This is a genomic window from Pseudoalteromonas sp. HL-AS2, assembly GCF_031198805.1.
Classification (GTDB): Bacteria; Pseudomonadota; Gammaproteobacteria; order Enterobacterales; family Alteromonadaceae; genus Pseudoalteromonas; species Pseudoalteromonas nigrifaciens.
Map to the genome: position 1 here is coordinate 2,826,189 of NZ_CP133571.1, position 22,043 is coordinate 2,848,231.

Consider the following 22,043-nt stretch of genomic DNA (forward strand, 5'->3'; position numbering starts at 1 on the left):
AAAATAACACTAGAGTGCACCCGAAGGGCAGCGCATGTTGGTTTTATGCTGCTATCGCATATTTTGGGAAGTAACCACACTGCATATTCTCTACTTAGTAAACTAAGTAGAGTGCTGCAAAATCAATATTCAAATATAATCACGTCCTAATCAACTTGTATCTTAGGAGTGACGAAAATCAGTAGTTCACGCTTTTCGTTAAACTCACTGGTACTTTTAAACAGTCTTCCAATGTATGGAATGTCGCCCAATAAAGGAACTTTTTTGGTCGAATTAATAATTTGCTGTTGAAAAATACCACCCAAAACAACTGTTTGGCCATTTTCTACCAGTACCTGCGTTTCAATTTGTTGCGTATCAATTGCAACCGCAGGGCCTGTTCCGGTCTGTACTGTATCACCTCGGGTATCTTGAGTGATAATTAAATTCAAAATAACTTTGTTATCAGGTGTTATATGCGGTGTTACTTCTAAGCTAAGTACTGCTTTTTTAAAGCTTACTGTTGTCGCACCACTAGAGGCTGATTCAACATAAGGTATTTCGGTACCTTGTTCAATCCTCGCCTTTTGCTGGTTAGCCGCAGTAATTCGCGGACTGGCAATAATTTCACCTTTATTTTCTTCTTCAAGCGCAGTTAGCTCTAAATCAATTAACGTACCATTAGCTAGTTTAGCAATATGCATACCTATGCTAGCTGAAGGATTAGCAACCGGCAGGTTTACATTTAATCTATCAGACAAACTTGGAATATTACCATTAGAGATGTTTTCAGCCCCCTCTAGGGTGCCTGAAATACCATCGGTTCCTTGCTGATCACTAAAGCCCCAACGTACCCCTAAATCTTCTGTAACGTTGTCGCGTACGGTTACCATGCGCGCTTCAATTACAACCTGCTTTACGGGTATATCTAGCGTTTCGACCATGCGGCGTACGCTTTCGATACTTTTTGCCGTATCTTTCATTAATAATGTATTGGTACGCTGATCAACCGACACACTCCCTCTTGGGGTTATAATGCTGTTAGTGTCCGTTTTTAGTAAATCTGCAAAATCTTCGGCCTTTGCATAATTTAAGCGAATGTACTCGCTGTACAAAGGCTCTAAATCTTCTACTTGTTGCTTTGCTTTTAAGTCTTTTGCTTCACGTGCTGCAAGCTCTTCTGATGGGGCTACCATTAAAATAGAGCCATCCATACGCTTATCAAGGCCTTTTATTCTGAGTACCACATCAAGCGCTTGATCCCATGGCACGCCATCTAAGCGTAGCGTTATATTGCCCGTTACAGAATCACTGGTTACTAAGTTAAAGTCGTTGTATCCGGCTATAATTTGCAAGACTGCACGTACCGAAATGTCTTGAAAGTTCAGGGTCATTGGTCGACCTTGATATTCTTTACCACCATCAAGGTAAGCATTTTGGGTTTCGTCTTTCTCAACATTTAAGGTAAAAATATTATCTATTTGCTGATAAGTAAACGTAAATGCTGCGTTTGGCTCAATAACAATTCGGCTCAGGTTATCTTCTTTAAAGGTTTCTATATTGCTTACGATAGTACCAAAATCAAGTACATCTAATTCGTATAATAAATCATCTAAAATATCAGTGTGATGAAACTCTGCAATAATTTTACCGCCACTTTCATGTACTTCTATTGCGGCTTGAGTATCTTGCAAAAATACCAATACTTTAGCTTCGCCCTTTTCACCACGGCGAAAATCAATAGATTGAATACGATTAATGTAACTACCGCCAATGCTATCTGCAGCATCATCAGTCGTTAGCGCTTGCTCGGTTAATGGATTATCAGAGATACGCAGCGAGACCAGATTATTATTAACCTGGGTTTCATAAATTTTCAAACGCTCAAGATGTACCGTTACTTTTAAACCGTTACTTGTCATTACGCTGGTTACATTATTTATTCCAGCCAAATTAACAGCAACATCGGCTAACCCTTGATCTAACTGTGCATTGGTAAACAGCATTTCTATACGCGCTGGGCTATTGAACACTTGAATACTTGGTTGCTGGGTTAATTCTTCATCAAATACCAGCTGTAGTTCGGTTTCGCCTTTTAATAATGGATTATAGCGCACGTCATAAAGTAGCGGCTCAGCTACCGCAGTTTTGGCTATTAATAGTGCAAAAATCACTAATAAAGCTGACAATACACGATGAAGCGAACCTACATCCTTATACATATTTGTATGACCTTTTTTGTTATTAATTTGCGCCATCAATTGTCGCCTCTAACATTTCTAATTTAGTCTGACGCTCTTTCCAACAGCCAGATCCATCAGGGATTAATTCTATTAACTCAATATAGTCACTACTCACTTTTTTTACTTTTCCGTCGTAAGTGCCCAAGTAACTCCCTACGGTTACTCTATGCAGCGTTGCATCAGCAGCAGTAATAAGTGCCCATGTTTGGCTATTAGAACCTAGCGTGCCTTTCATCGCTAGGTTATCTAGCGGATATTTTTCTAATGGCTCACGAACTCTATCTGGATCTGGGTGCAAACAGTTTTTAATTTGCGTTAACTTATTTTGTATAATTTCAGGTTGTGGAGCTACAAATGGGCTACGCAATTGACCTGCATTGTATTCAAAATACTCAAACTGAATGAGCTCTGGTATTTTTTCCACTCTGGGGGTTGTACTTGCTTTTACCTGATCAATAAATTCTTTTTGTTCAGAAGTGTCACTATTACAGCCACTCAATAACATTGTAAAAATAGCCACTAAAGGGAGTTTATTCATTATTTAGTCCCCTCTTCGTAGCGATAAGTTTTTGCAATCACACTAAATGTTAACTGCTTTTCTCCAGATGATAAAATAGAAAAGTCATGTAAACTAACAATTCGCGGTAATTGAGCCACTTTACCTACAAACTGACCAAATTCATGGTAGGTCCCTACCACTTCTATTTTTATTGGCAGTTCGGTATAAAATTCTTTTTCAACTTCAGGCAACCAACCAATTTTTAAAAAGGTTAAGCCACTGGTAGTACCCACATAAGATAAGTCATCTAACAAGCCTGGGGTTTCATTAGAGGTTGGTAGGCGTTTTAATAGCTGAGAAAACTTATCTTCCATTTCAATCATTTGCAGTCGATAAATATCTAGTTTACTGGCTATCGCATATTTGGTGCGATAAGTAGTGCGCAGCTCCACCTCTTTGGCTACCGCGTTGTGATAACTGTCTATTTCATCTGAAACTAATAAGCTATAGCTAAAAAACAACACTAAACCCGCAATAAAAGCACCGCAAATAACTTTAACAATAACCGGCCATTCACCTATATTATCAAGTTCTATTTCATTCCAATCTACATCTTTAAATGCTTTAAAATCAAGGTTCATCATGTACCTCGCCAATTTTATCGAATGGTTTTACATAAAATTCCATATTAAAATCACTCAACAAACGCGAAGATTTATCGCCAGCAACAATACCTTGCATTACTGGGCGCTCTAATAAATAAGAACCTTGCACTTCACGTAACAAGGTTGAAAGGCGATTATTCGATTCGCTTTTTCCAAGTACATGAATTTGATTACCGCGTCGCTCTAGCTTAGTTAAATAAACCCCTGCAGGTACTATTTTTGCGACTTCATCCATAATTTGCGTGCCTAAATTACGACTCCTTTGCAGGTTTTCAATTAAGCGCATACGCTGCTGCAGGTTTTCTTTTTTCTTATCTAGCTCTCTAATGTCTCTTATTTCTTTATCTAGCATACTTATTTCTGCACTAAGGTAATTGTTTTTTAGATTTTGACCCTCTTTTAAAGCGCCATAAAATGAGCTCAATAAATACATACTCAAAAAACACAAAACAACAACTGCAATTAATGAAGTAATAAACTTCTTTTTTGAGTCTTCACGCTGTTGTTCACGCCAAGGCAGTAAATTTATATGTGGCATGATGAAAAGCTCCTCAAAGCGAGTCCTGTTGCAATAGCAAATTGCGTGCGATGACGCTGTAATACATTACGGTCAACTCTAGGAGATATTTCCATATTTACAAATGGCTCGGCTACAATTGTGTGTATACCTAACTCTTCGACTAATAAGCGCTCAAAACCGCTAATCATAGCTGTACCACCGGTTAATACAATATAATCTAGCTGATCTTTACCCGTGGTGGTTAAAAACATTTGCACCGCGCGGCGCACTTGTTGTAGCAAGGCTGTTTGAAAAGGTGCAAGTACTTCAAAGGTATAATTTGGCGGTAAGTCGCCGGTTGCTTTACCAATTTCAGCTTCATCAAAGCCTTTATTATAATAAGTAACAATACTATTAGTGTATTGATCGCCACCAAACACTTGGTCGCGGGTATAAATTGTATCACCCGCTTGCACTACACTTACGAGTGTTAATACCGCGCCAATATCGACAATTGCAACGCACTTATTAAATGCATCACTTGGTAACTGTTGATAGTACACATCCATTGCTCGGCTTAATGCGTAGCTTTCTACGTCAACCACTTTAGCAACTAAGTTAGCCGCTTCTAACGCGCCAACACGTGCTTCAACGCTTTCAGTACGCGCAGCCGAAAGCAATACATTCATTTTACTAGGATCGGCGGCATTGGTTGATAGCTTTTCAAAATCAAGATTAACTTCATCTAATGGATAAGGAATTAAGCTGTCTGCTTCAATTTCAATTTGCGATTCTAATTCAGCGTCACTTAAGGTGACATCCATGAAAATCACCTTGGTGATCACGGTCTGGCCTGAAACAGCCACCGCAGCTTCTTTTAGTGATTTAGGTAATTTTCGTTTTAATTTAGTTATTACATTACCAATTGCTTCAATATCTTGAATAGTACGCTCACTCATGGCGCCTTTTGGCATAGGTTCAATTGCAAGTGCTTCTAATCGAAGCCCAGTGTCTGTTTCACTTAACAGTACAGCTTTGATAGAGTGCGATCCTATATCAATGCCTACCATCATCGGCGATGGCTTTTTAAATAGTTGACTTAGCATGTTTGCAACTTTGCCTTTGTTTTAATAATAAACAAGTTATAATTCTTATCTGAAAAAATACTATTCATTTTTTAATCAATATATACTAGCAGCCTCAACTTGTAATTGGGAGTCCATTTAGGGAAATATCAGTGATTTTATTAAAAAGAACTTTACAATTTTTTATCATTTGCACATTATTTGGACTGATCACTTTGTTCAGCCTTTATTATTACGTTAAACCTGATATCCCAAGTGTGCAAGTTTTAAAAGACGTGCAATTACAAACTCCTATGCAAGTATTCACTAAAGATGGTCTGTTGATCAATCAATTTGGTGAAAAACGACGAATTCCGGTCACAATAGACCAAATACCACAACCCCTCATTAATGCATTTTTAGCCACCGAAGACAGCCGCTTTTATGATCACCTTGGTATTGACCCCATAGGTATAGTGCGCTCTGCACTTGTACTTATATCTACCGGAGAGAAAAAACAAGGCGCTAGTACTATTACTATGCAGCTAGCACGTAATTTTTTCTTAACCCGCGAAAAAGCCTACATTCGTAAAGTAAAAGAAATTTTTATCGCGATACATATTGAAAACTTATTAAGCAAAAACGAAATTCTTGAGCTGTATTTAAATAAAATTGAATTAGGTAATAGGGCGTTTGGTATTGGTGCAGCAGCGCAAGTTTATTACGGTAAAGAACTAAAAGACTTAACCCTTGCGCAAATGGCAATGATTGCCGGCCTGCCAAAAGCACCTTCAGCGCTTAATCCTATTCGCAATCCAGTGCGTGCTAAAGCGCGTCGTAATGTCGTACTTGGTAGAATGTTGTCTGAACGTTATATAACCCAAAGCGAATATGAAGAGACTATTAATCAACCTATAACGGCCGTTTTTCATGGCGCTGAAATAGATTTATACGCACCTTATATATCTGAAATGGTGCGTGCAGAAATGGTTGCTAAATACGGTATTGATAAAGCGTACAACTCTGGCTTTAAAATATTTACCTCGGTAGAATCCCACGTTCAACAAGCTGCGCAAACGGCTTTAGTAAATAACTTACATAGTTACGATATGCGCCACGGTTTTAGAGGTCCAGAGCGTTTATTATGGGATGCGCAAACACAACCAGCATTAAGCCAAGCACAAATTCTTAACCAGCTAAAAGACGTAAAACAGCTTGGCGACTTACAAGCAGCAGTGGTATTGGCGGTTAACGAAAAAACAGCCGACGTTTTACTAAAAAATGGTGAACTGGCAACACTTACATGGGATAACTTAAAGTGGGCACGTAAATATATTACGCGTTACCGCCAAAGTTTTGCTCCTAAAGCTGCAACTGAAATATTAGTACCAGGTGCACAAATATGGCTACGTAAAAACGACGATAATAATTATTTATTGAGTCAAATTCCTGAAGCCTCTAGTGCCATTGTGTCTTTAGACCCTCAAGATGGCCGTATTAAAGCAATTGTTGGTGGTTATAGTTTTGAGCAAAGCCAGTACAACCGTGCAGTGCAAGCTAAACGCCAAGTCGGCTCAAACATTAAACCCTTTATTTACTCTGCAGCTCTGGAAAAAGGCTACACTTTAGCATCCATTTTAAACGACGCTCCAATTAATCAATGGGATAAAAGCCAAGGTATTGCATGGCGCCCAAAAAACAGCCCTGCAGTTTATAATGGCCCAATTCGTATTCGCCGCGCATTGGCGCAATCTAAAAACGTTATTTCGGTTCGTCTTCTACGTGGTGTAGGCTTGCAACGTACTGCCGATCATTTACTTAAATTTGGTTTTGATAATAAAGACATTAACCGCAGTGAATCCTTAGCGCTTGGTAGTGCTTCCATTTCTCCATTAGAACTTGCTCGTGGTATGAGCGCGTTTGCTAATGGCGGGCATTTAATAGAACCGTATTTTATATCTGAAATTCAAGATGCCTTTGGTACAGTGTTATTTAAAGCAAACCCAGCCCTAGCCTGCGATGAGAACACGCAGCCCCTCGCTATCGAAAATAACAGCAGCCTAACGATAGAAAATACTGAGCAAGGTGAAAAAGCGCAGCAAACAGTGCAATGTGCCCCACGTATTATTTCTAAACAAAATGCTTTTTTAATTGCAGACGCTATGAACAGCGCAATTTGGGGCGGCGGAAGCTGGAGCAATAAAACAGGCTGGACGGGGACTGCATGGCGAGCACAGCGTTTAGGGCGTCGTGATTTATCGGGTAAAACAGGTACCACAAACGATTCTGTTGACACTTGGTTTAGTGGTTTTAACCGCAATGTACTCACCTCAGTATGGGTTGGCTTTGACAACCCTGGCAATACTCTAGGTCGTTCTGCTTATAACAACAACCTTGATAGTGGTCAAATAACAGGGGCTGAATCGGGCGCTAAAACAGCTCAACCGGCATGGAATGAATTTATGAGGGCAGCTCTTGATGGGCAACCAGAAGCGCCAATTGAACCACCTGAAGGATTAGTTTCTATTCGTATTGATTTAGCGACTGGCTTATTAAGCCACAAAAATGATTATACTAGCCGCTTTGAATACTTTGAAAAAGGCACTACCCCAACTAGTTATGTGCTTTCGCAGCCAAGCGATATTTTTGAAGAAAACACCAAAACAGAAGAAGAGCTATTTTAACCATAAGCACATCTCTCATTAGCTAAATGGTTAATTACGCTAAAAAACGGCAACCTTCTTAGGTTGCCGTTTTTTGTTTTATTTAATTATTACTTTAAGTTTTTTATCAGCCAATATAAGTCAGAATGAACGCCTGCTGCAGTCACTTCCTTACCAGCACCTGGGCCTTGTATAATCAAGGCATTATTGCTGTACCACTGGCTGTTAATAACAAAAATATTATCACCCGGGGTTAAGTTTGCTAATGCGTCATTGGGCGTAACATACGCTAACCCTACTTTGGCCGTTACGCTATCGTGCTCAATACTCAGTAAACCTGTATAACGAAGTACCGCGTTTTGTAATTTTGCATTGCGTGCATGCTCTTCAATAAAAGTGTCGAGCTTATGTTTATTAGCTAAAAAGTCATCCCAGCTACCTAGTGCTAGCTCATCGGGCATTAACGGCGCTAAGGCAATGTCGTTAAGGTCTAATTCAACCCCTAACTCTCGCGCTAAAATAAGTAGCTTACGCTGCATATCTCGCCCCGATAAATCTTCGCGCGGATCGGGTTCAGTAAAACCCATTTGTTGCGCTTCAAGTAATAACTCAGAAAATGCAGTTGCGCCATTATACATACTACATAACCACGATAACGTACCCGAAAAAACACCTTCTATACGTGTTATTTTATCGCCACTGTTTTGTAAATCTGCAAGGGCAAAATTAATTGGTAAACCGGCACCCACACTAGCGTTATAGCGCCAATATAAATTGCGCTGCGCAATATTGTGCTGCAACGCTTTATACCAAGGAGTTGGCGCGGTACCAGCATACTTATTAGCACTAATTAAATGACAATCAAGCGCAACAAAATCTGGGTATAACTGACTAAATTGCTCGCTGGCGGTTATATCTATAACCACTTTATGCTCGTAATCAAGCTGGCCAATAGCGGTTAATAAATCTTGGCTGCTATAGTCAACAGCCTCTAACTGCCATTGGTTCTTCCAGTGCTGTACATTTATGCCGCTGGGATTAAATAGCAGTTTTTGCGAACGTGCTAATCCCACTAACTTAATATTAAAGTCGGTTGATAAACGTGCTAGCTGCGCCGATAGTTGGCTAACAAATACATCCCCTACGTTACCAAGCCCTGCCACTATTAAGGCAATTTCTTGGCCTTTAGTGATCAGTTTATCGTGCAGCACATTAAGCACATCACTATCAATAAGCTGATCCGTCAGTAGCAATACATAACCACTATCTTGATGCACAAAGCGAGGTTCAATATTATGCAAATTGAGCAACTCGCGTGCCTGAGTACTCAATAAGTTTATATCTTGCTCAGGAGCAACTAGCGCGCAACCATGTAGGTTAGACTCGCTAATATTGGCTCTTCCTGCAAAGTAACTAACTACTTGATGGGTCGCTACTGCCGGTACTATTAGGTAAGTTTCACCCGCGCTACTAAAATGATGCAAACTATGTTGAATAAGCTGGCTAACCTGAGTTACCTCACCCTCAACTAGCCCTTCAACACTAAGTAAATCTATATTTTCTAATGTAGTAATAAAGCGTTTTTGTTTTACACAGCCCTCTTTCACTACATTTGTTGAGCTTGCTTGCACGTCAAAACTACTGCGCACCGCAAGCTTTATATCGGTATTTTTAAGTGGCGATAATGTTTTAGCGTGTAAAACGGGGTTACCTAATCTTGCCAATAAGTTAGCTTGCGCTCTACATACCTTAGCGTATTTAATGGCCTTGTTAACTTTACGTGGGTCGGTACTAAATATCCCTTGTGTATCGGTCCAAATATATACTTGTTTAGCATTGCAATAACTTGCCAATAAGGTTGCACTGTAATCACTACCATTGCGACCAAGAGTGACCGTATCGCCTTGGGTATTAGCCGCAATAAACCCTGTTACCACGTTAATTTTGTGCTGGCTAATAAGCTCACTACACTGCTGTGTATTTTGGCTATGCAATAATTGTCCATCACTTAGCGTAAACAAGCCTCTTGCGTCTTGCATGCATGCAGCAACATTAAGTTGCTGTAAATACGCAGCGAGCAAACGAGCTGACCACAACTCACCATGGGCGAGTAGCGCCGCTTCTTGCAACTGCTCAGTACTCGCTAATTTAGCAACTAAACTTAGCTCTTCATTTAGAGTGGTTAAAGCGCTGCGCTTTAAATCGCCCTGCAGTAGCTGCGTTATTAAATCACTTTGATGATTGTTTAATTGCAATACAATATCAGCGAGCGCTTGAGTATCGTGCTGCTGATAACTTTGCCACAGTTTTACTAATGTATCTGTGGTTTTTCCTGCAGCCGATACCACTACACAATCACCGGGCTGAGCTTGCCCTAAAATTATTTTTGCAACGCTTTTATAGCGCTCGGCTGAGCTTAAACTCGAACCACCAAACTTATGAATATTATTAGTCATATTAATTACCACAACGCCGGGTGAGCAGCGCTCAATTTAACATTACTACTTGCGCTAGCACCTGCTTTACCTGCGTTATTGTGCTGACCTGGTTGCACTAAATTAAATACCCGATCAAAGTCTGCTAATAAATCTGCTACATCTTCAATACCTACCGACACACGAATAAGCGTATCGCCAACGCCAGCGGCTAAACGAGCCTCGGCTTCCATTCCTGCATGCGTCATTGTTGCTGGGTGGCATATTAAGCTCTCTACGCCACCTAAAGATTCAGCTAAGCTAAATGTTTTAAGGTTTGTTAAAAATGCAGCTGCGTCATTTACATCACCTTTAATGTCAAAACTAACCATGCCACCAAAACCAAGTTGCTGTGCTTTAGCCAATTCATGTTGTGGATGCGACTCTAGCCCCGGGTAATATACTTGGCTAACAAATTTTGAGCTTTCAAGGTACTTAGCAATAGCTAAGGCATTTTCTTGATGCTGCCGTAAGCGTACATTTAAAGTACGCAAGCCACGCAAAGTTAAGTAACTATCAAACGGTGCCCCCGTTATACCAATATTATTTGCCCACCAAGCCAGTTCTTCACCTAGTTCGTCAGTTGCAGCAATAACCGCACCGCCAACCACGTCTGAGTGGCCATTTATGTACTTAGTGGTTGAGTGCACCACAATATCAACGCCAAATTTAATCGGGTTTTGTAATGCAGGCGATAAAAAAGTGTTATCTGCGGCTACCAAAGCACCGCATTGTTTCGCAATATCGGTTACTGCTTTAATATCAGTTAAACGTAAAATAGGGTTACTAGGGGTTTCTATCCAAATTAACTTAGGTTTGATTACTAAAATTTGCTGCAAACTTTCTGGTTTAGTTAAATCTAACACTTCGAGTTTTAATAGGCCGCGCTTTTGTAATGAGGTAAATAAGCGATAGCTGCCGCCATAACAATCATGGGGGATCACTAACGTATCGTCACTATTAAGCAGCTGAGTGGCTAAATGTACGGCAGCCATTCCTGTTGCAGTAATAATGCCGCGAGCACCACCTTCGAGTTCGCTGAGTGCTTGGGCTAAAGTATCACGATTTGGATTACCACTGCGGCCATAGTCATATTGACGTTTTGTATCAAAGTCGGCAAACGAATAAGTGGTTGATAAATACAGCGGAGGCACAACCGCGCCATGGTGCTTATCAGCATCGACACCACTGCGAACTGCAATTGTCGCTTTATTTTTTTCGCTCATATTTATTACCTGCTTTATTTAGATGTTTAGACGTCTAAAACAGTAATTCATTCAACTTAAGAAGTCAAAACATTTAAACACCTAGCCATCTGTGCAACAAGTATTTGACTAATTTGTTTAAATCGATAGAATTTCACGCATATTCGCGCTATTTTTTAGTAGGGTGAGCAATTAATAATCTGAGGCAACGATACATCTTATGGCAAAATGGAATGGCGAGTATATTCACCCATACGCAGAACACGGGAAAAAATCAGAGCAAGTTAAAAAGATCACCGTTTCGATCCCGCTAAATGTATTAAAAGTACTAACCGATGAACGCACCCGTAGGCAAATTAATAACTTACGCCATGCAACTAATAGCGAGCTATTATGTGAAGCATTTTTGCATGCGTTTACTGGGCAACCGTTACCTAACGATGATGATTTACGTAAAGATAACGCCGAAAAAGTGCCTGAAGAAGTGAAAAAAATAATGCAAGAAATGGGCTTAGAAGTTCCTGTTTTAAACGAAGACTAAACAGCGGCTTTTAAACAAAAAAACCTCAGCATGGCTGAGGTTTTTTTATGGCTATAAATTACACTGAAGTAACTTAATACCGAGCAACATAATGCTGCTTATTCCATATAGTTTGCTGGCAGCTCTATTTGCGCTACGCCTGAAGCAATGGCTGCTAATGCAACTGCTTTAGCAATACGCGGCAATAAACGCGGGTCCATAGGCTTAGGAATAATATACTCTGCACCAAACGCTAGCTTATCGACACCGGCAGCTTTTAGTACTTCTGGTGGAACCGGCTCTTTGGCAATACTACGAATAGCTTCAACTGCTGCAATTTTCATTTCATCGTTAATTTCACTGGCACGCACATCAAGTGCACCACGGAAAATAAACGGAAAACACAACACGTTATTAACTTGGTTAGGGTAATCTGAGCGCCCTGTTGCCATAATTAAATCGCTACGTGCGCCGTGTGCCAATGCCGGATCAATCTCAGGGTCTGGGTTCGAACAAGCAAATACGACTGGCTTTGCTGCCATTAATTTTAAATCATCGGCCGATAATAAGTTAGGGCCCGATACACCAACAAATACGTCAGCATCTTCAATTACATCTTGTAATGTACGCTTATCGGTATTGTTAGCAAATAACTGTTTGTACTCGTTTAAATCATCACGGCGAGTGTGAATAACACCTTTACGATCAAGCATATAAATATGTTCACGCAGTGCACCACACTTAATTAATAACTCCATACAAGCAATCGCTGCAGCGCCGGCACCTAAACATACAATAACTGCATCTTCAATATCTTTGCCTTGCACTTCCAGCGCATTTATCATGCCTGCAGCCGTTACAATAGCCGTGCCGTGCTGATCATCATGAAAAACAGGAATACTACAGCGTTCAATAAGCGCCTTTTCAATTTCAAAACACTCTGGTGCTTTAATATCTTCAAGGTTAATACCGCCAAAAGTATCAGCAATATTAGCCACAGTATTTATAAAGTCTTCGGTGGTGCGGTGTTTTACTTCAATATCAATTGAGTCAATACCTGCAAAGCGTTTAAACAGCAACGACTTACCTTCCATTACCGGTTTTGACGCTAACGGGCCTAAATTTCCTAAGCCTAAAATGGCAGTACCATTGGTGATCACTGCAACCAAATTACCTTTACCTGTGTACTTATAGGCATTTGCAGGGTCAGCAGCAATTTCACGCACCGGCTCAGCTACACCGGGGCTATAAGCTAAAGCGAGATCATGAGCCGTTTCTGCAGGCTTGGTTAGCTCAATGCTGATTTTACCTGGAACGGGGTGAGAGTGATAATGTAGTGCTTGTTCACGAAAGTCCGACATAACGCGATTATATCCTGCAATTTAAGTTAAAGTGAGAGGGAGTAAAGCGACACTTAACATGCCTTAAAGTACGATACCCTTATTATTTTTAAATTCCAAGCAATATCAGGTCTATCCTGTTATATGCTAGATCTGTTAATTTTAAGCGAATTTTCAGCAACTTCGATAAAAACACCGCTACTTTTCATAAATATAAATTGTGCTAAAAGACACTTTTCAAGCTTATTTTAGTTAAAAGTATTATTCACAAAACAGGTTTTTAAAACGTAAATAAAATCAGCTAAAAGCGATTATTTATTCTGCTTTAACAACACATAGCTTCATGTTGGCTACTTTTAGAAACCGAGTTGAAAATTAAGCTATTAAAAATATAGAGAATATTAAGTCATTTGTCTGCAAAGGTTTATGCATACCGAGAATAAGAACAGGAAATAGTTATGCAAAAAGCAATAAACTTAAAACTAGCGAGGTTAGGGGGAAGTTAGAGGATTTTTAGGCATAAAAAAAGCATCCTAAGATGCTTTTTTTAACTAAATAGCAATAATTACTTTTTGCTACCAAGTGCACCGAAACGCTTGTTGAAACGATCAACACGTCCGCCAGTGTCTAAAATCTTTTGCTTACCAGTGTAAAACGGGTGACACGCAGAACAAACGTCTAGGTGAATATTTTTACACAGAGTAGAGCTAGTTTCGAATTCGTTTCCACATGAACAAGTTGCAGAAATTACTTCGTACTTAGGGTGAATACCTTCTTTCATAGAAACCTCTAGTTAAGGCCGCATCGCTCTCCAAACCCGGAGTCTGGCACCATACGTCGTTAAAACAAATTTATTGGTGGCGGATTTTATCCAACAACCATCAAGCACACAAGCATTAATTAGTATTTTTGCTAAAAAAATAACCATTTTGAGTAAACAAGGTTATTTGGTAGTAGGTTTTTAGCTGTATTTTTAGTACATTAGGGCCAAGTATTAGCACGCCCTCCCCCATTATTTTTTTAACAGTTGAGTTACTATGTATTTTGTTGAAGTTGCTATAAAAGTTCCACTACCGCGCACCTTTGATTATAAAGTAGATAGCCAGCTTGGTGAAGCTTCTGCGCCATTAAAACCCGGAATGCGGGTGTTAGTACCCTTTGGTAATCAACGTAAAGTAGCCGTGGTTTTAGCGCTTAAAACAACAACCGAAGTGCCTGAAAACAAAATAAAGGCAATTTTTGAAATTATCGACGATACGCCAATTTTATCTGCAGAGCACATAGAGTTACTGCGCTTTACTGCCCGTTATTATTGCTACCCGCTGGGTGAAACCATTCATATTGCATTGCCAAGCGCACTACGCCAAGGCGAATCGCCTGATAAAACCAGCATTAATATGGTAGCCCTAACGGAAAAAGGCGCGCTGCTGCCGTCATTAAAAGCTAAGACTCAACTTAATTTACTAAAGCAGCTATCGCAATCAGGCAAGTCGTCATTAACCGAGTTAAAAGCTTTGGGCTTTAGTAAAAAAACCATTGATAGCTTAATAGATAAGGCACTCATAACACAGTCAATTGAGCATGATAACCACTGGCAAAGTGTAGCCCCAACAGTGGGTAGCAAACCAACACTTAACAAAGAGCAAGCGGTTGCCTGCACCACAATTAATCAAAGCAGCGGTTTTAGCAGCTTTTTATTAGAAGGTGTAACCGGTAGCGGCAAAACAGAAGTGTACTTACAATGTTTAGAAGAAGTACTAAAGCGCGGCGAACAAGCACTAGTATTAGTGCCCGAAATAGGCTTAACCCCGCAAACCGTTAACCGCTTTCGCCGCCGCTTTCCCGACACCCCCATTATGCTTTGGCATTCAGCTTTAACCGATAATGAACGTTTACAAACCTGGCGTTTTTGCGAAAAAGCCAGCTGCGCCATAGTAATAGGCACACGTTCGAGTATTTTTCTGCCATTTTTAAAGCTCGGCATGATAGTGGTTGATGAAGAACATGACTCGTCTTTTAAACAGCAAGACACGCTGCGCTACCATGCCCGTGATTTAGCTGCGTATCGTGCATATCAGCATAAAATTCCGCTTATATTAGGCAGTGCAACACCGGCACTCGAAACCCTGCACAAAGCAATTAATAATAAATACCAACTACTGAGCCTTACTGAGCGCGCGCAAACCGCTACCGATAACCAATTTAAATTACTCGATATGAAAGGTCAGCCCGACCAAGCAGGCATTGCCCATGCCAGCCTTGCTACCATGCGCCAACATTTAAAACGTGGCAAACAAGTGATGGTGTTTTTAAATCGTCGTGGATTTTCGCCCACGTTAATTTGCCATGAATGTGGTTGGTTAAGCGAATGCAAGCGTTGCAGCACCAGCGCCACTTTTCATAAAGCTATTGGGCAAATGATTTGCCATCACTGTGGCGATCAATATCATGTTCCACACCAATGCCCCGACTGCGGTAGCACGCAAATTTTTCCTAATGGTAAAGGCACTGAGCAAATCGAAGAGTTTTTATCGAGTGAATTTCCACAAACCCCTGTTACACGTATCGACCGCGACTCTACTCGTCGTAAAGGCAGCCTTGAAAAAGCACTGGATGAAATAAACCTAGGCGGCGCGCGCATTTTAGTGGGCACGCAAATGTTGGCTAAAGGGCATCACTTTGCCGATGTAAGTTTAGTGGTTATTTTAGACGTAGACAGCGGCTTATACTCCTGTGATTTTAGAGCAACTGAGCATTTAGCCCAACTTGTTACGCAAGTGGCCGGGCGTGCTGGGCGCTCAGGTGAGGCAGGCCAAGTGTTATTGCAAACACATTTTCCTGAGCACCCACTATTACAAGATTTGGTTAATAATGGTTATCAGGATTTTGCTCGCTTTGCACTGCGTGAACGTGAAGATGCAGACCTACCACCAATCACGAATATGGCCATTGTTCGCGCCCAAGGACACAATATAAAACAAGTCGTCGATTTTTTGACAGATTTGGTTCCAGTAAGCGGGGTAACTGGTATACAATTGCTCGGTCCAATACCTGCTCCTCTTGAAAAAGTAGCAGGTATGTATCGTTTTCAATTACACATTCAAGCGCAAGATCGCCGCGTATTGCACCAATATCTTGCGCAAATGGTTGATTATCTAAGCACTAGCAAACTTGCACAAAAAGTACGCTGGAGCCTAGACGTAGACCCTATAGACATGATTTAGGTTAAGGCCAAAATAAAGCTATGGCACAGCACGATTACATTAACAAAAAACCAGCAAACCGCAAAAAAGCGAAATCAGCGCCCGCTAAAAAACCCTTTCCAATACTGTTAGTTTTAATTGTTACTTTATTGGTGGCAGGTTTTGCTTATGGCTTATGGTTTATTAAAAATAACGCCGATCCTGAGCTAGTTGAAAAACAAGCTAACCCTGTACCTACAACTCCTGTAGAAGTTGTTGTACCACGTACGCCTGCGTTTATTAAAGAAATTAGAAACCACGAAATTCAGGTTGAAGTAAAAGAACTTGAACAAAAAGGCCCTTACGTTATGCAGTGCGGCTCATTTAGAACCTACCCACAGGCTGAATCGTTAAAAGCTAAAATAGCCTTTGCAGGGCTTATTTCTGAAATAAAAGAGACCACAGGCAGCAGTGGCATTTGGTATAAAGTACGCTTAGGCCCTTATAAAACCAAGCGCCAAGCTGAGAGCGATAAAAATAAACTTAAACGTGTAAAAATAGTCGGCTGCGGAATTTGGGGCTGGACTTGAAAATAAACCATTCACCCATATAACCTCTTCATAATCGTTTTTTACGAGCTGCCCCTGCAGCTCGATGATGAGGAATAATATGACTACTATCGTAAGTGTACGTCGCGGCAACAATGTTGTAATTGGCGGCGACGGCCAAGTTTCGCTTGGTAATACAGTAATGAAGGGCAATGCCCGTAAAGTTCGACGCCTCTATAATGGCAAAGTAATTGCTGGCTTTGCCGGCGGTACTGCTGATGCCTTCACCCTTTTCGAACGCTTTGAAAGCAAACTAGAAATGCACCAAGGTAACCTCACTAAAGCCGCGGTTGAAATGGCCAAAGACTGGCGCAGCGATCGCGCTTTGCGCAAGCTCGAAGCGCTGCTTGCTGTAGCCGACGAAACTGCCTCTTTAATCATTACCGGTAATGGTGATGTAGTACAGCCAGAAAATGACTTAATTGCCATTGGCAGTGGCGGTAACTTTGCCCAATCGGCAGCAACTGCTTTACTGGAAAATACCGATTTAAGTGCTCGCGAAATAGTAGAAAAAAGCCTAACCATTGCAGGCAATATCTGCGTATTCACTAACGACTTTCAAACTATCGAAGAATTGTAATAGGAACCGCTATGTCTGCTATGACCCCAAGAGAAATTGTTCACGAGCTAGATCAGCACATTATTGGTCAAGCAAAGGCTAAAAAAGCCGTTGCTATTGCACTGCGTAACCGCTGGCGCCGGATGCAGTTAAGTGATGATTTACGTAATGAAGTAACGCCTAAAAATATTTTAATGATTGGCCCAACGGGTGTTGGTAAAACCGAAATTGCGCGTCGTTTAGCTAAACTTGCTAACGCGCCATTTATTAAAGTAGAAGCAACTAAATTCACCGAAATTGGTTATGTTGGTAAGGAAGTAGAAACCATCATCCGCGATTTAGTCGATGTTGCGATTAAAATGACGCGTGAGCAACAAACTAAAAAGTTTAAGCATCGCGCTGAAGAAGCAGCCGAAGAGCGTATTTTAGACGCGCTTTTACCACCAGCTAAAGATCAATATGGCGAAAGCCAACGCGATGACAGCTCTTCAACTCGTCAAACGTTTCGTAAAAAGCTACGTGAAGGTCAATTAGATGACAAAGAAATCGAAATTGATTTAGCTCAAGCACAACCAAACGTAGAAATTATGGCCCCTCCTGGTATGGAAGATATGACCAACCAGTTGCAAAGCATGTTTCAAAACATGGGTGGCGATAAGCGCACTAAACGTAAGCTAAAAATTAAAGAAGCCTTTAAACTATTAAGCGAAGAAGAAGCCGCTAAGCTAGTTAACCCTGAGGAGCTAAAAGAGCAGGCTATTTTTGCAGTTGAGCAAAATGGTATTGTGTTTATTGATGAAATAGACAAAATTTGTAAACGAGGTGACTCATCAGGTCCAGACGTTAGCCGTGAAGGCGTACAGCGCGATTTACTACCATTAATTGAAGGTTGTACGGTTAGCACTAAGCATGGCATGGTTAAAACTGATCATATGCTATTTATTGCCTCAGGCGCATTTCAAATGGCTAAGCCATCAGACATGATCCCTGAGCTACAAGGTCGTCTTCCTATTCGTGTAGAACTTGAAGCACTTACTGCTAATGACTTTAAACGTATTTTAACAGAGCCGCATGCATCGCTTACCGAGCAGCAGCGTGAACTGCTTAAAACTGAGCAAGTAACTATTGAATTTAGTGATGATGCAATTGAGCGCATTGCTAAAGCTGCTTGGCAAGTTAACGAAAAAACCGAAAACATCGGTGCTCGTCGCTTACATACGGTAATGGAAAAACTAATGGAAGAAATTTCATATGACGCTTCAGAGCAAGCCGGAACATCACTGGTGGTTGACGCCGCTTATGTTGAAAAACACTTAGGTGCGCTGGTTGAAGATGAAGACTTAAGCCGCTATATTCTTTAATTAAAATTAGCTGCATAAACAGTTATACTAAAAGCCTCCGCACTGGGGGCTTTTTAATGAGATAAAAATGAAACACGTAACAAAAGTACATTACCACAGCGTTAGCAAAAATTTAGATGTTTACTTTGATGATGACAGCCAAGCCGTATTTAGTTGTGAATTTTTACGTGTGCACTCCCCTTCTGCAGAAGTGCAAGGGCATGGCTCAGGGCCAATGAAATTAGTATTCAATAAACAGTCTGTTGGTATTAAAAACATAGCTCATGTTGGTCATTACGCACTGCGTATAGATTTTGACGATGGCCACAATAGCGGGCTATTTAGCTGGCAATATTTTGCAAAGCTACAGGCGCAGCAAGCGACTCTCTGGGATGAGTATTTAAAGCGAGTTAGTGAGCACAATAACTCTAAAGACAGCGTACCCATAAAGTTTATTCCTTAAACTATACGGGTACTTTATTGCTAAGTTTTAAACCTTAAATTTGTCAATTGCAGCAAAAAGCACTCGTGCTTGCGCTGATACTTCTTCGCTTGTTTGCGCATTGTTAGCAGCGTGCCCTGAGGTGTTTCTGGCAATATCACGAATACTCACCACATTTTTATTTACTTCAGATGCGACTTGGCTTTGTTGATCAATTGCCACAGCAATTTGTGTGCTCATTTCCATAATCGTTTGCACATCTTCGGTTATTGATCCGAGTAACTCACCAGCTCTATTTGCTTGCGATGCACTTTCATCACCTTGTGAGCGACACTGATGCATAATACTCACCACTTCTTGAGTGCGCTGTTGTAGAGTATTTATTATGCCTTCTATTTCACTTGTAGACTCTTGTGTTCGCTGAGCCAATGAGCGCACTTCATCTGCAACCACAGCAAAGCCTCGGCCTTGCTCGCCCGCTCTAGCGGCTTCAATAGCGGCGTTTAACGCTAACAAGTTAGTTTGATCGGCAATCGCACGAATAACATCAAGCACAGAGCCTATTGTTTCACCGTCTTTTTCTAATAAAGAAACAACACTTGAGGCATGCTCTAAAGAGTCAGACAACCCTCTAATATGGGCGACGGTTGACTCAACCTCACTACGACCTTGTTGCGCACTTAAATTAGTCGATTCGGCTTTTTTAGCCGCGGCTTCAGTATTATGTGAAATATCTTGAATGGTCGCCTGCATTTCGGTCGCCGCGGTGGCCACCATATCGGCTTCATGTAATTGATCTTGCATACCCGAGCTGGTTGCGGCAGTACTTTCTGATAGATTTTCAGTAGCGATATTTAACGCATTTAAAGCCCCATTCACCTCGTTTATAAGGCTGTTAAAGTCACCAATTAAGCTATTAAAATCTTTCGACATTATCGTAATTTCGTCATTGCCAATTTGCTCAATAGTTACTGTTAAATCATTATTGCGTCGAATCTTGTTTATAGATTGGTAAATACGCTCTACAGGTACAATAATAGAGCGACTGGTTAAGTAAACCAGGGTTAAAACTATAATACCCGATATAATAAACACCATAATAGCGACCGACTGTGCTTTAGCTATACTGGCTTCAACTTGCAATTTAGTATCTGCTACTAGCTGCATTACCAACTGATCACTTTGATCTACACTTTGTTGCATGCGCCCAAGTGCGCCAGAGTCTAGATCAACACCTAACTCAAGCTGCGCTTTTACTAATGTTTGAAAAGCACTTTGATAATTAGACAGTAGGTTTTTTAAATTACTTTTAATGTTTTGACTTAGTGATGAGCTCGTTATTTTTTGTTGTAACGTATCAACATGATCTTGAAAACTTGCTAAATATTTTTCATCCAAACGTAACATAAAGTCTTTTTCGGCACGTCTTAGCTGTAGCATTAGGGTCAATAGCTGGTATTCATCTTGTTGATTGAGCAAACTTTCTACTTCGTGCACAGCACTTCGCAGCTGCCCATAAAGCCCATCGTCTTGATGTAAGCCAATCCTTTTTTGCAGTCGCACAACCTCATTAAAATCACTATAAAAGCTTTTTATTAAACGCATATAGAGGGTTATCTGCTGTGTATCAATCTCTGAATCTTGCATTTGCGATTGTAATTGAATTATTTGTTTATTTAATTGTGCGTATTCTTGTTCAAATAATGAGAGTGCTTGTGGCTGTTTATAAAACAAAAAGGTTTTTTCATGTGCACTTAACTGCAACTGATGAATGTTTAACTGCTCGGCCTGTTGCGTGATGTTAGTTAACTTTAACGTGGTTTGTGAACCTGTGATAATTACATATAAAAAAGCCAGCATGGCCAAAGCAACAGTTAAAGCATTTAGCTGTAAACGCCGCTTAATGGTCAAGTTTTGCAAAACAATCATTGTTACACCTTTAAAAATTTAATGAGCAACTCTGTTACTTACACTTAAATAACTTAAGCTTTTAACAAAGAAAGAAATACCGAAAAACACTAAAACACCTGCACTGCTGAGCACTTTTTAAAGTGACGTTATTTAGCTTAATTAACCGCGCAATTATTTAGTTGCGGATTATATGCCAGCAATAACTTAAGGCCTATACATTGTATAGGCCAATGATTACAAATTATTTATTAGCCGCCTATTTTGCCTAAATTTACTGCGATTAAGTCGTTGTTATTGCATATAAGGAGGGTATACTGAAGCATAAACTAATGTATCTTTTGAGGATAAAATAATGGATTACAGCACTTCTGACTTATGTGACCACTTTGCCGATGTGGTTGACGTGCTTGAACCTATGTTCATCAACTTTGGTGGCCGACACAGCTTTGGTGGCCGCATTAAAACGGTTAAATGTTTTGAAAATAATGAACTTATCCGTGAATTACTTTCTCAAGATGGTACAGACCTAGTGCTACTTATTGACGGTGGTGGCTCTACTCGTCGTGCGCTTATCGATATTGAACTGGCCGAACTTGCACTTGAAAACAACTGGCAAGGTATTATTGTTTACGGGGCTGTACGCCACGTAGACGAAATTGAAGAGCTTGATTTAGGCATTCAAGCTATTGCCTCTATTCCGGTTGCAGCAGATAGCCAAGGCGCAGGCGAAGACGGCATTGGGGTTAACTTTGCTGGCGTATCGTTTTTTGATGATGACTTTATTTATGCCGACAGCACCGGCATTGTATTATCTGCAGAAGAGCTAGAACTGGAAATCGTAGAAATATAA

18 protein-coding genes are annotated in these 22,043 nt (G+C 40.5%); 8 read left to right on the forward strand and 10 right to left on the reverse strand.

Annotated elements, in window-relative coordinates; genetic code table 11:
• Positions 1-146: 146 nt before the first annotated feature.
• From RB215_RS13175 to RB215_RS13195, 5 genes are read right to left on the reverse strand one after another with little or no spacing between them, the layout of a single operon-like run.
• Complete coding sequence (locus RB215_RS13175) at positions 147-2,237, reverse strand: type IV pilus secretin PilQ (RefSeq protein WP_089368803.1); 2,091 nt, start codon at positions 2,235-2,237, stop codon at positions 147-149.
• Positions 2,224-2,760, reverse strand: a complete 537-nt coding sequence (locus RB215_RS13180) for a pilus assembly protein PilP (RefSeq protein ID WP_011329361.1) — start codon at positions 2,758-2,760, stop codon at positions 2,224-2,226. Before RB215_RS13180 ends, RB215_RS13175 begins: the two co-directional genes overlap by 14 nt.
• A complete protein-coding gene (locus RB215_RS13185; protein WP_197181845.1) occupies positions 2,760-3,362 on the reverse strand; it encodes a type 4a pilus biogenesis protein PilO in 603 nt (200 codons plus the stop codon). Before RB215_RS13185 ends, RB215_RS13180 begins: the two co-directional genes overlap by 1 nt.
• Positions 3,352-3,924, reverse strand: a complete 573-nt coding sequence (locus RB215_RS13190; protein WP_089368805.1) for a PilN domain-containing protein — start codon at positions 3,922-3,924, stop codon at positions 3,352-3,354. Before RB215_RS13190 ends, RB215_RS13185 begins: the two co-directional genes overlap by 11 nt.
• Complete coding sequence (locus RB215_RS13195; RefSeq protein WP_011329364.1) at positions 3,912-4,991, reverse strand: pilus assembly protein PilM; 1,080 nt, start codon at positions 4,989-4,991, stop codon at positions 3,912-3,914. The genes RB215_RS13190 and RB215_RS13195 overlap by 13 nt, the downstream gene beginning before the upstream one ends.
• 131 nt (positions 4,992-5,122) lie before the next feature.
• On the opposite strand from RB215_RS13195, the gene RB215_RS13200 reads away from it, so the two are divergent.
• Positions 5,123-7,633 (forward strand): penicillin-binding protein 1A, encoded by a 2,511-nt coding sequence (locus RB215_RS13200; RefSeq protein ID WP_011329365.1) that lies wholly within the window; start codon positions 5,123-5,125, stop codon positions 7,631-7,633.
• An 89-nt stretch (positions 7,634-7,722) separates the two neighbouring features.
• On the opposite strand, the gene RB215_RS13205 is transcribed toward RB215_RS13200, so the two are convergent.
• Positions 7,723-10,068 (reverse strand): bifunctional aspartate kinase/homoserine dehydrogenase II, encoded by a 2,346-nt coding sequence (locus tag RB215_RS13205; protein ID WP_179808007.1) that lies wholly within the window; start codon positions 10,066-10,068, stop codon positions 7,723-7,725.
• Positions 10,069-10,073: 5 nt separating this feature from the next.
• Positions 10,074-11,312, reverse strand: coding sequence for a cystathionine gamma-synthase (gene metB / locus RB215_RS13210; protein ID WP_011329367.1), 1,239 nt, complete (start codon positions 11,310-11,312; stop codon positions 10,074-10,076).
• 199 nt (positions 11,313-11,511) lie between these two features.
• Between metB and metJ the strand changes: the two genes are divergently transcribed.
• Positions 11,512-11,832 (forward strand): met regulon transcriptional regulator MetJ, encoded by a 321-nt coding sequence (metJ, locus tag RB215_RS13215; protein WP_006793094.1) that lies wholly within the window; start codon positions 11,512-11,514, stop codon positions 11,830-11,832.
• A 98-nt stretch (positions 11,833-11,930) separates the two neighbouring features.
• Here metJ and RB215_RS13220 read toward each other — a convergent pair whose 3' ends face one another.
• Both RB215_RS13220 and rpmE read right to left on the reverse strand, forming a co-directional pair.
• Complete coding sequence (locus RB215_RS13220; protein ID WP_179808005.1) at positions 11,931-13,172, reverse strand: malic enzyme-like NAD(P)-binding protein; 1,242 nt, start codon at positions 13,170-13,172, stop codon at positions 11,931-11,933.
• A 544-nt stretch (positions 13,173-13,716) separates the two neighbouring features.
• Positions 13,717-13,932, reverse strand: coding sequence for a 50S ribosomal protein L31 (gene rpmE / locus RB215_RS13225; RefSeq protein ID WP_011329369.1), 216 nt, complete (start codon positions 13,930-13,932; stop codon positions 13,717-13,719).
• A 256-nt stretch (positions 13,933-14,188) separates the two neighbouring features.
• On the opposite strand from rpmE, the gene priA reads away from it, so the two are divergent.
• The 5 genes from priA (at position 14,189) to RB215_RS13250 (ending at position 19,303) form a co-directional block, all read left to right on the forward strand.
• Positions 14,189-16,375 (forward strand): primosomal protein N', encoded by a 2,187-nt coding sequence (priA, locus tag RB215_RS13230; RefSeq protein ID WP_011329371.1) that lies wholly within the window; start codon positions 14,189-14,191, stop codon positions 16,373-16,375.
• Between the two features lie 20 nt (positions 16,376-16,395).
• Positions 16,396-16,923, forward strand: coding sequence for an SPOR domain-containing protein (locus RB215_RS13235; protein ID WP_011329372.1), 528 nt, complete (start codon positions 16,396-16,398; stop codon positions 16,921-16,923).
• A 79-nt stretch (positions 16,924-17,002) separates the two neighbouring features.
• Positions 17,003-17,521 (forward strand): ATP-dependent protease subunit HslV, encoded by a 519-nt coding sequence (hslV, locus tag RB215_RS13240; protein ID WP_011329373.1) that lies wholly within the window; start codon positions 17,003-17,005, stop codon positions 17,519-17,521.
• An 11-nt stretch (positions 17,522-17,532) separates the two neighbouring features.
• The gene (gene hslU, locus RB215_RS13245) at positions 17,533-18,861 is read left to right on the forward strand and encodes an HslU--HslV peptidase ATPase subunit (protein ID WP_179808004.1); all 1,329 of its coding nucleotides are present in this window, start codon (positions 17,533-17,535) and stop codon (positions 18,859-18,861) included.
• Positions 18,862-18,928: 67 nt separating this feature from the next.
• The gene (locus RB215_RS13250) at positions 18,929-19,303 is read left to right on the forward strand and encodes a gamma-butyrobetaine hydroxylase-like domain-containing protein (RefSeq protein ID WP_179808003.1); all 375 of its coding nucleotides are present in this window, start codon (positions 18,929-18,931) and stop codon (positions 19,301-19,303) included.
• A 27-nt stretch (positions 19,304-19,330) separates the two neighbouring features.
• Here RB215_RS13250 and RB215_RS13255 read toward each other — a convergent pair whose 3' ends face one another.
• Positions 19,331-21,211 (reverse strand): methyl-accepting chemotaxis protein, encoded by a 1,881-nt coding sequence (locus RB215_RS13255; protein WP_309216542.1) that lies wholly within the window; start codon positions 21,209-21,211, stop codon positions 19,331-19,333.
• 334 nt (positions 21,212-21,545) lie between these two features.
• Between RB215_RS13255 and rraA the strand changes: the two genes are divergently transcribed.
• Positions 21,546-22,043, forward strand: coding sequence for a ribonuclease E activity regulator RraA (gene rraA, locus RB215_RS13260; RefSeq protein WP_011329377.1), 498 nt, complete (start codon positions 21,546-21,548; stop codon positions 22,041-22,043).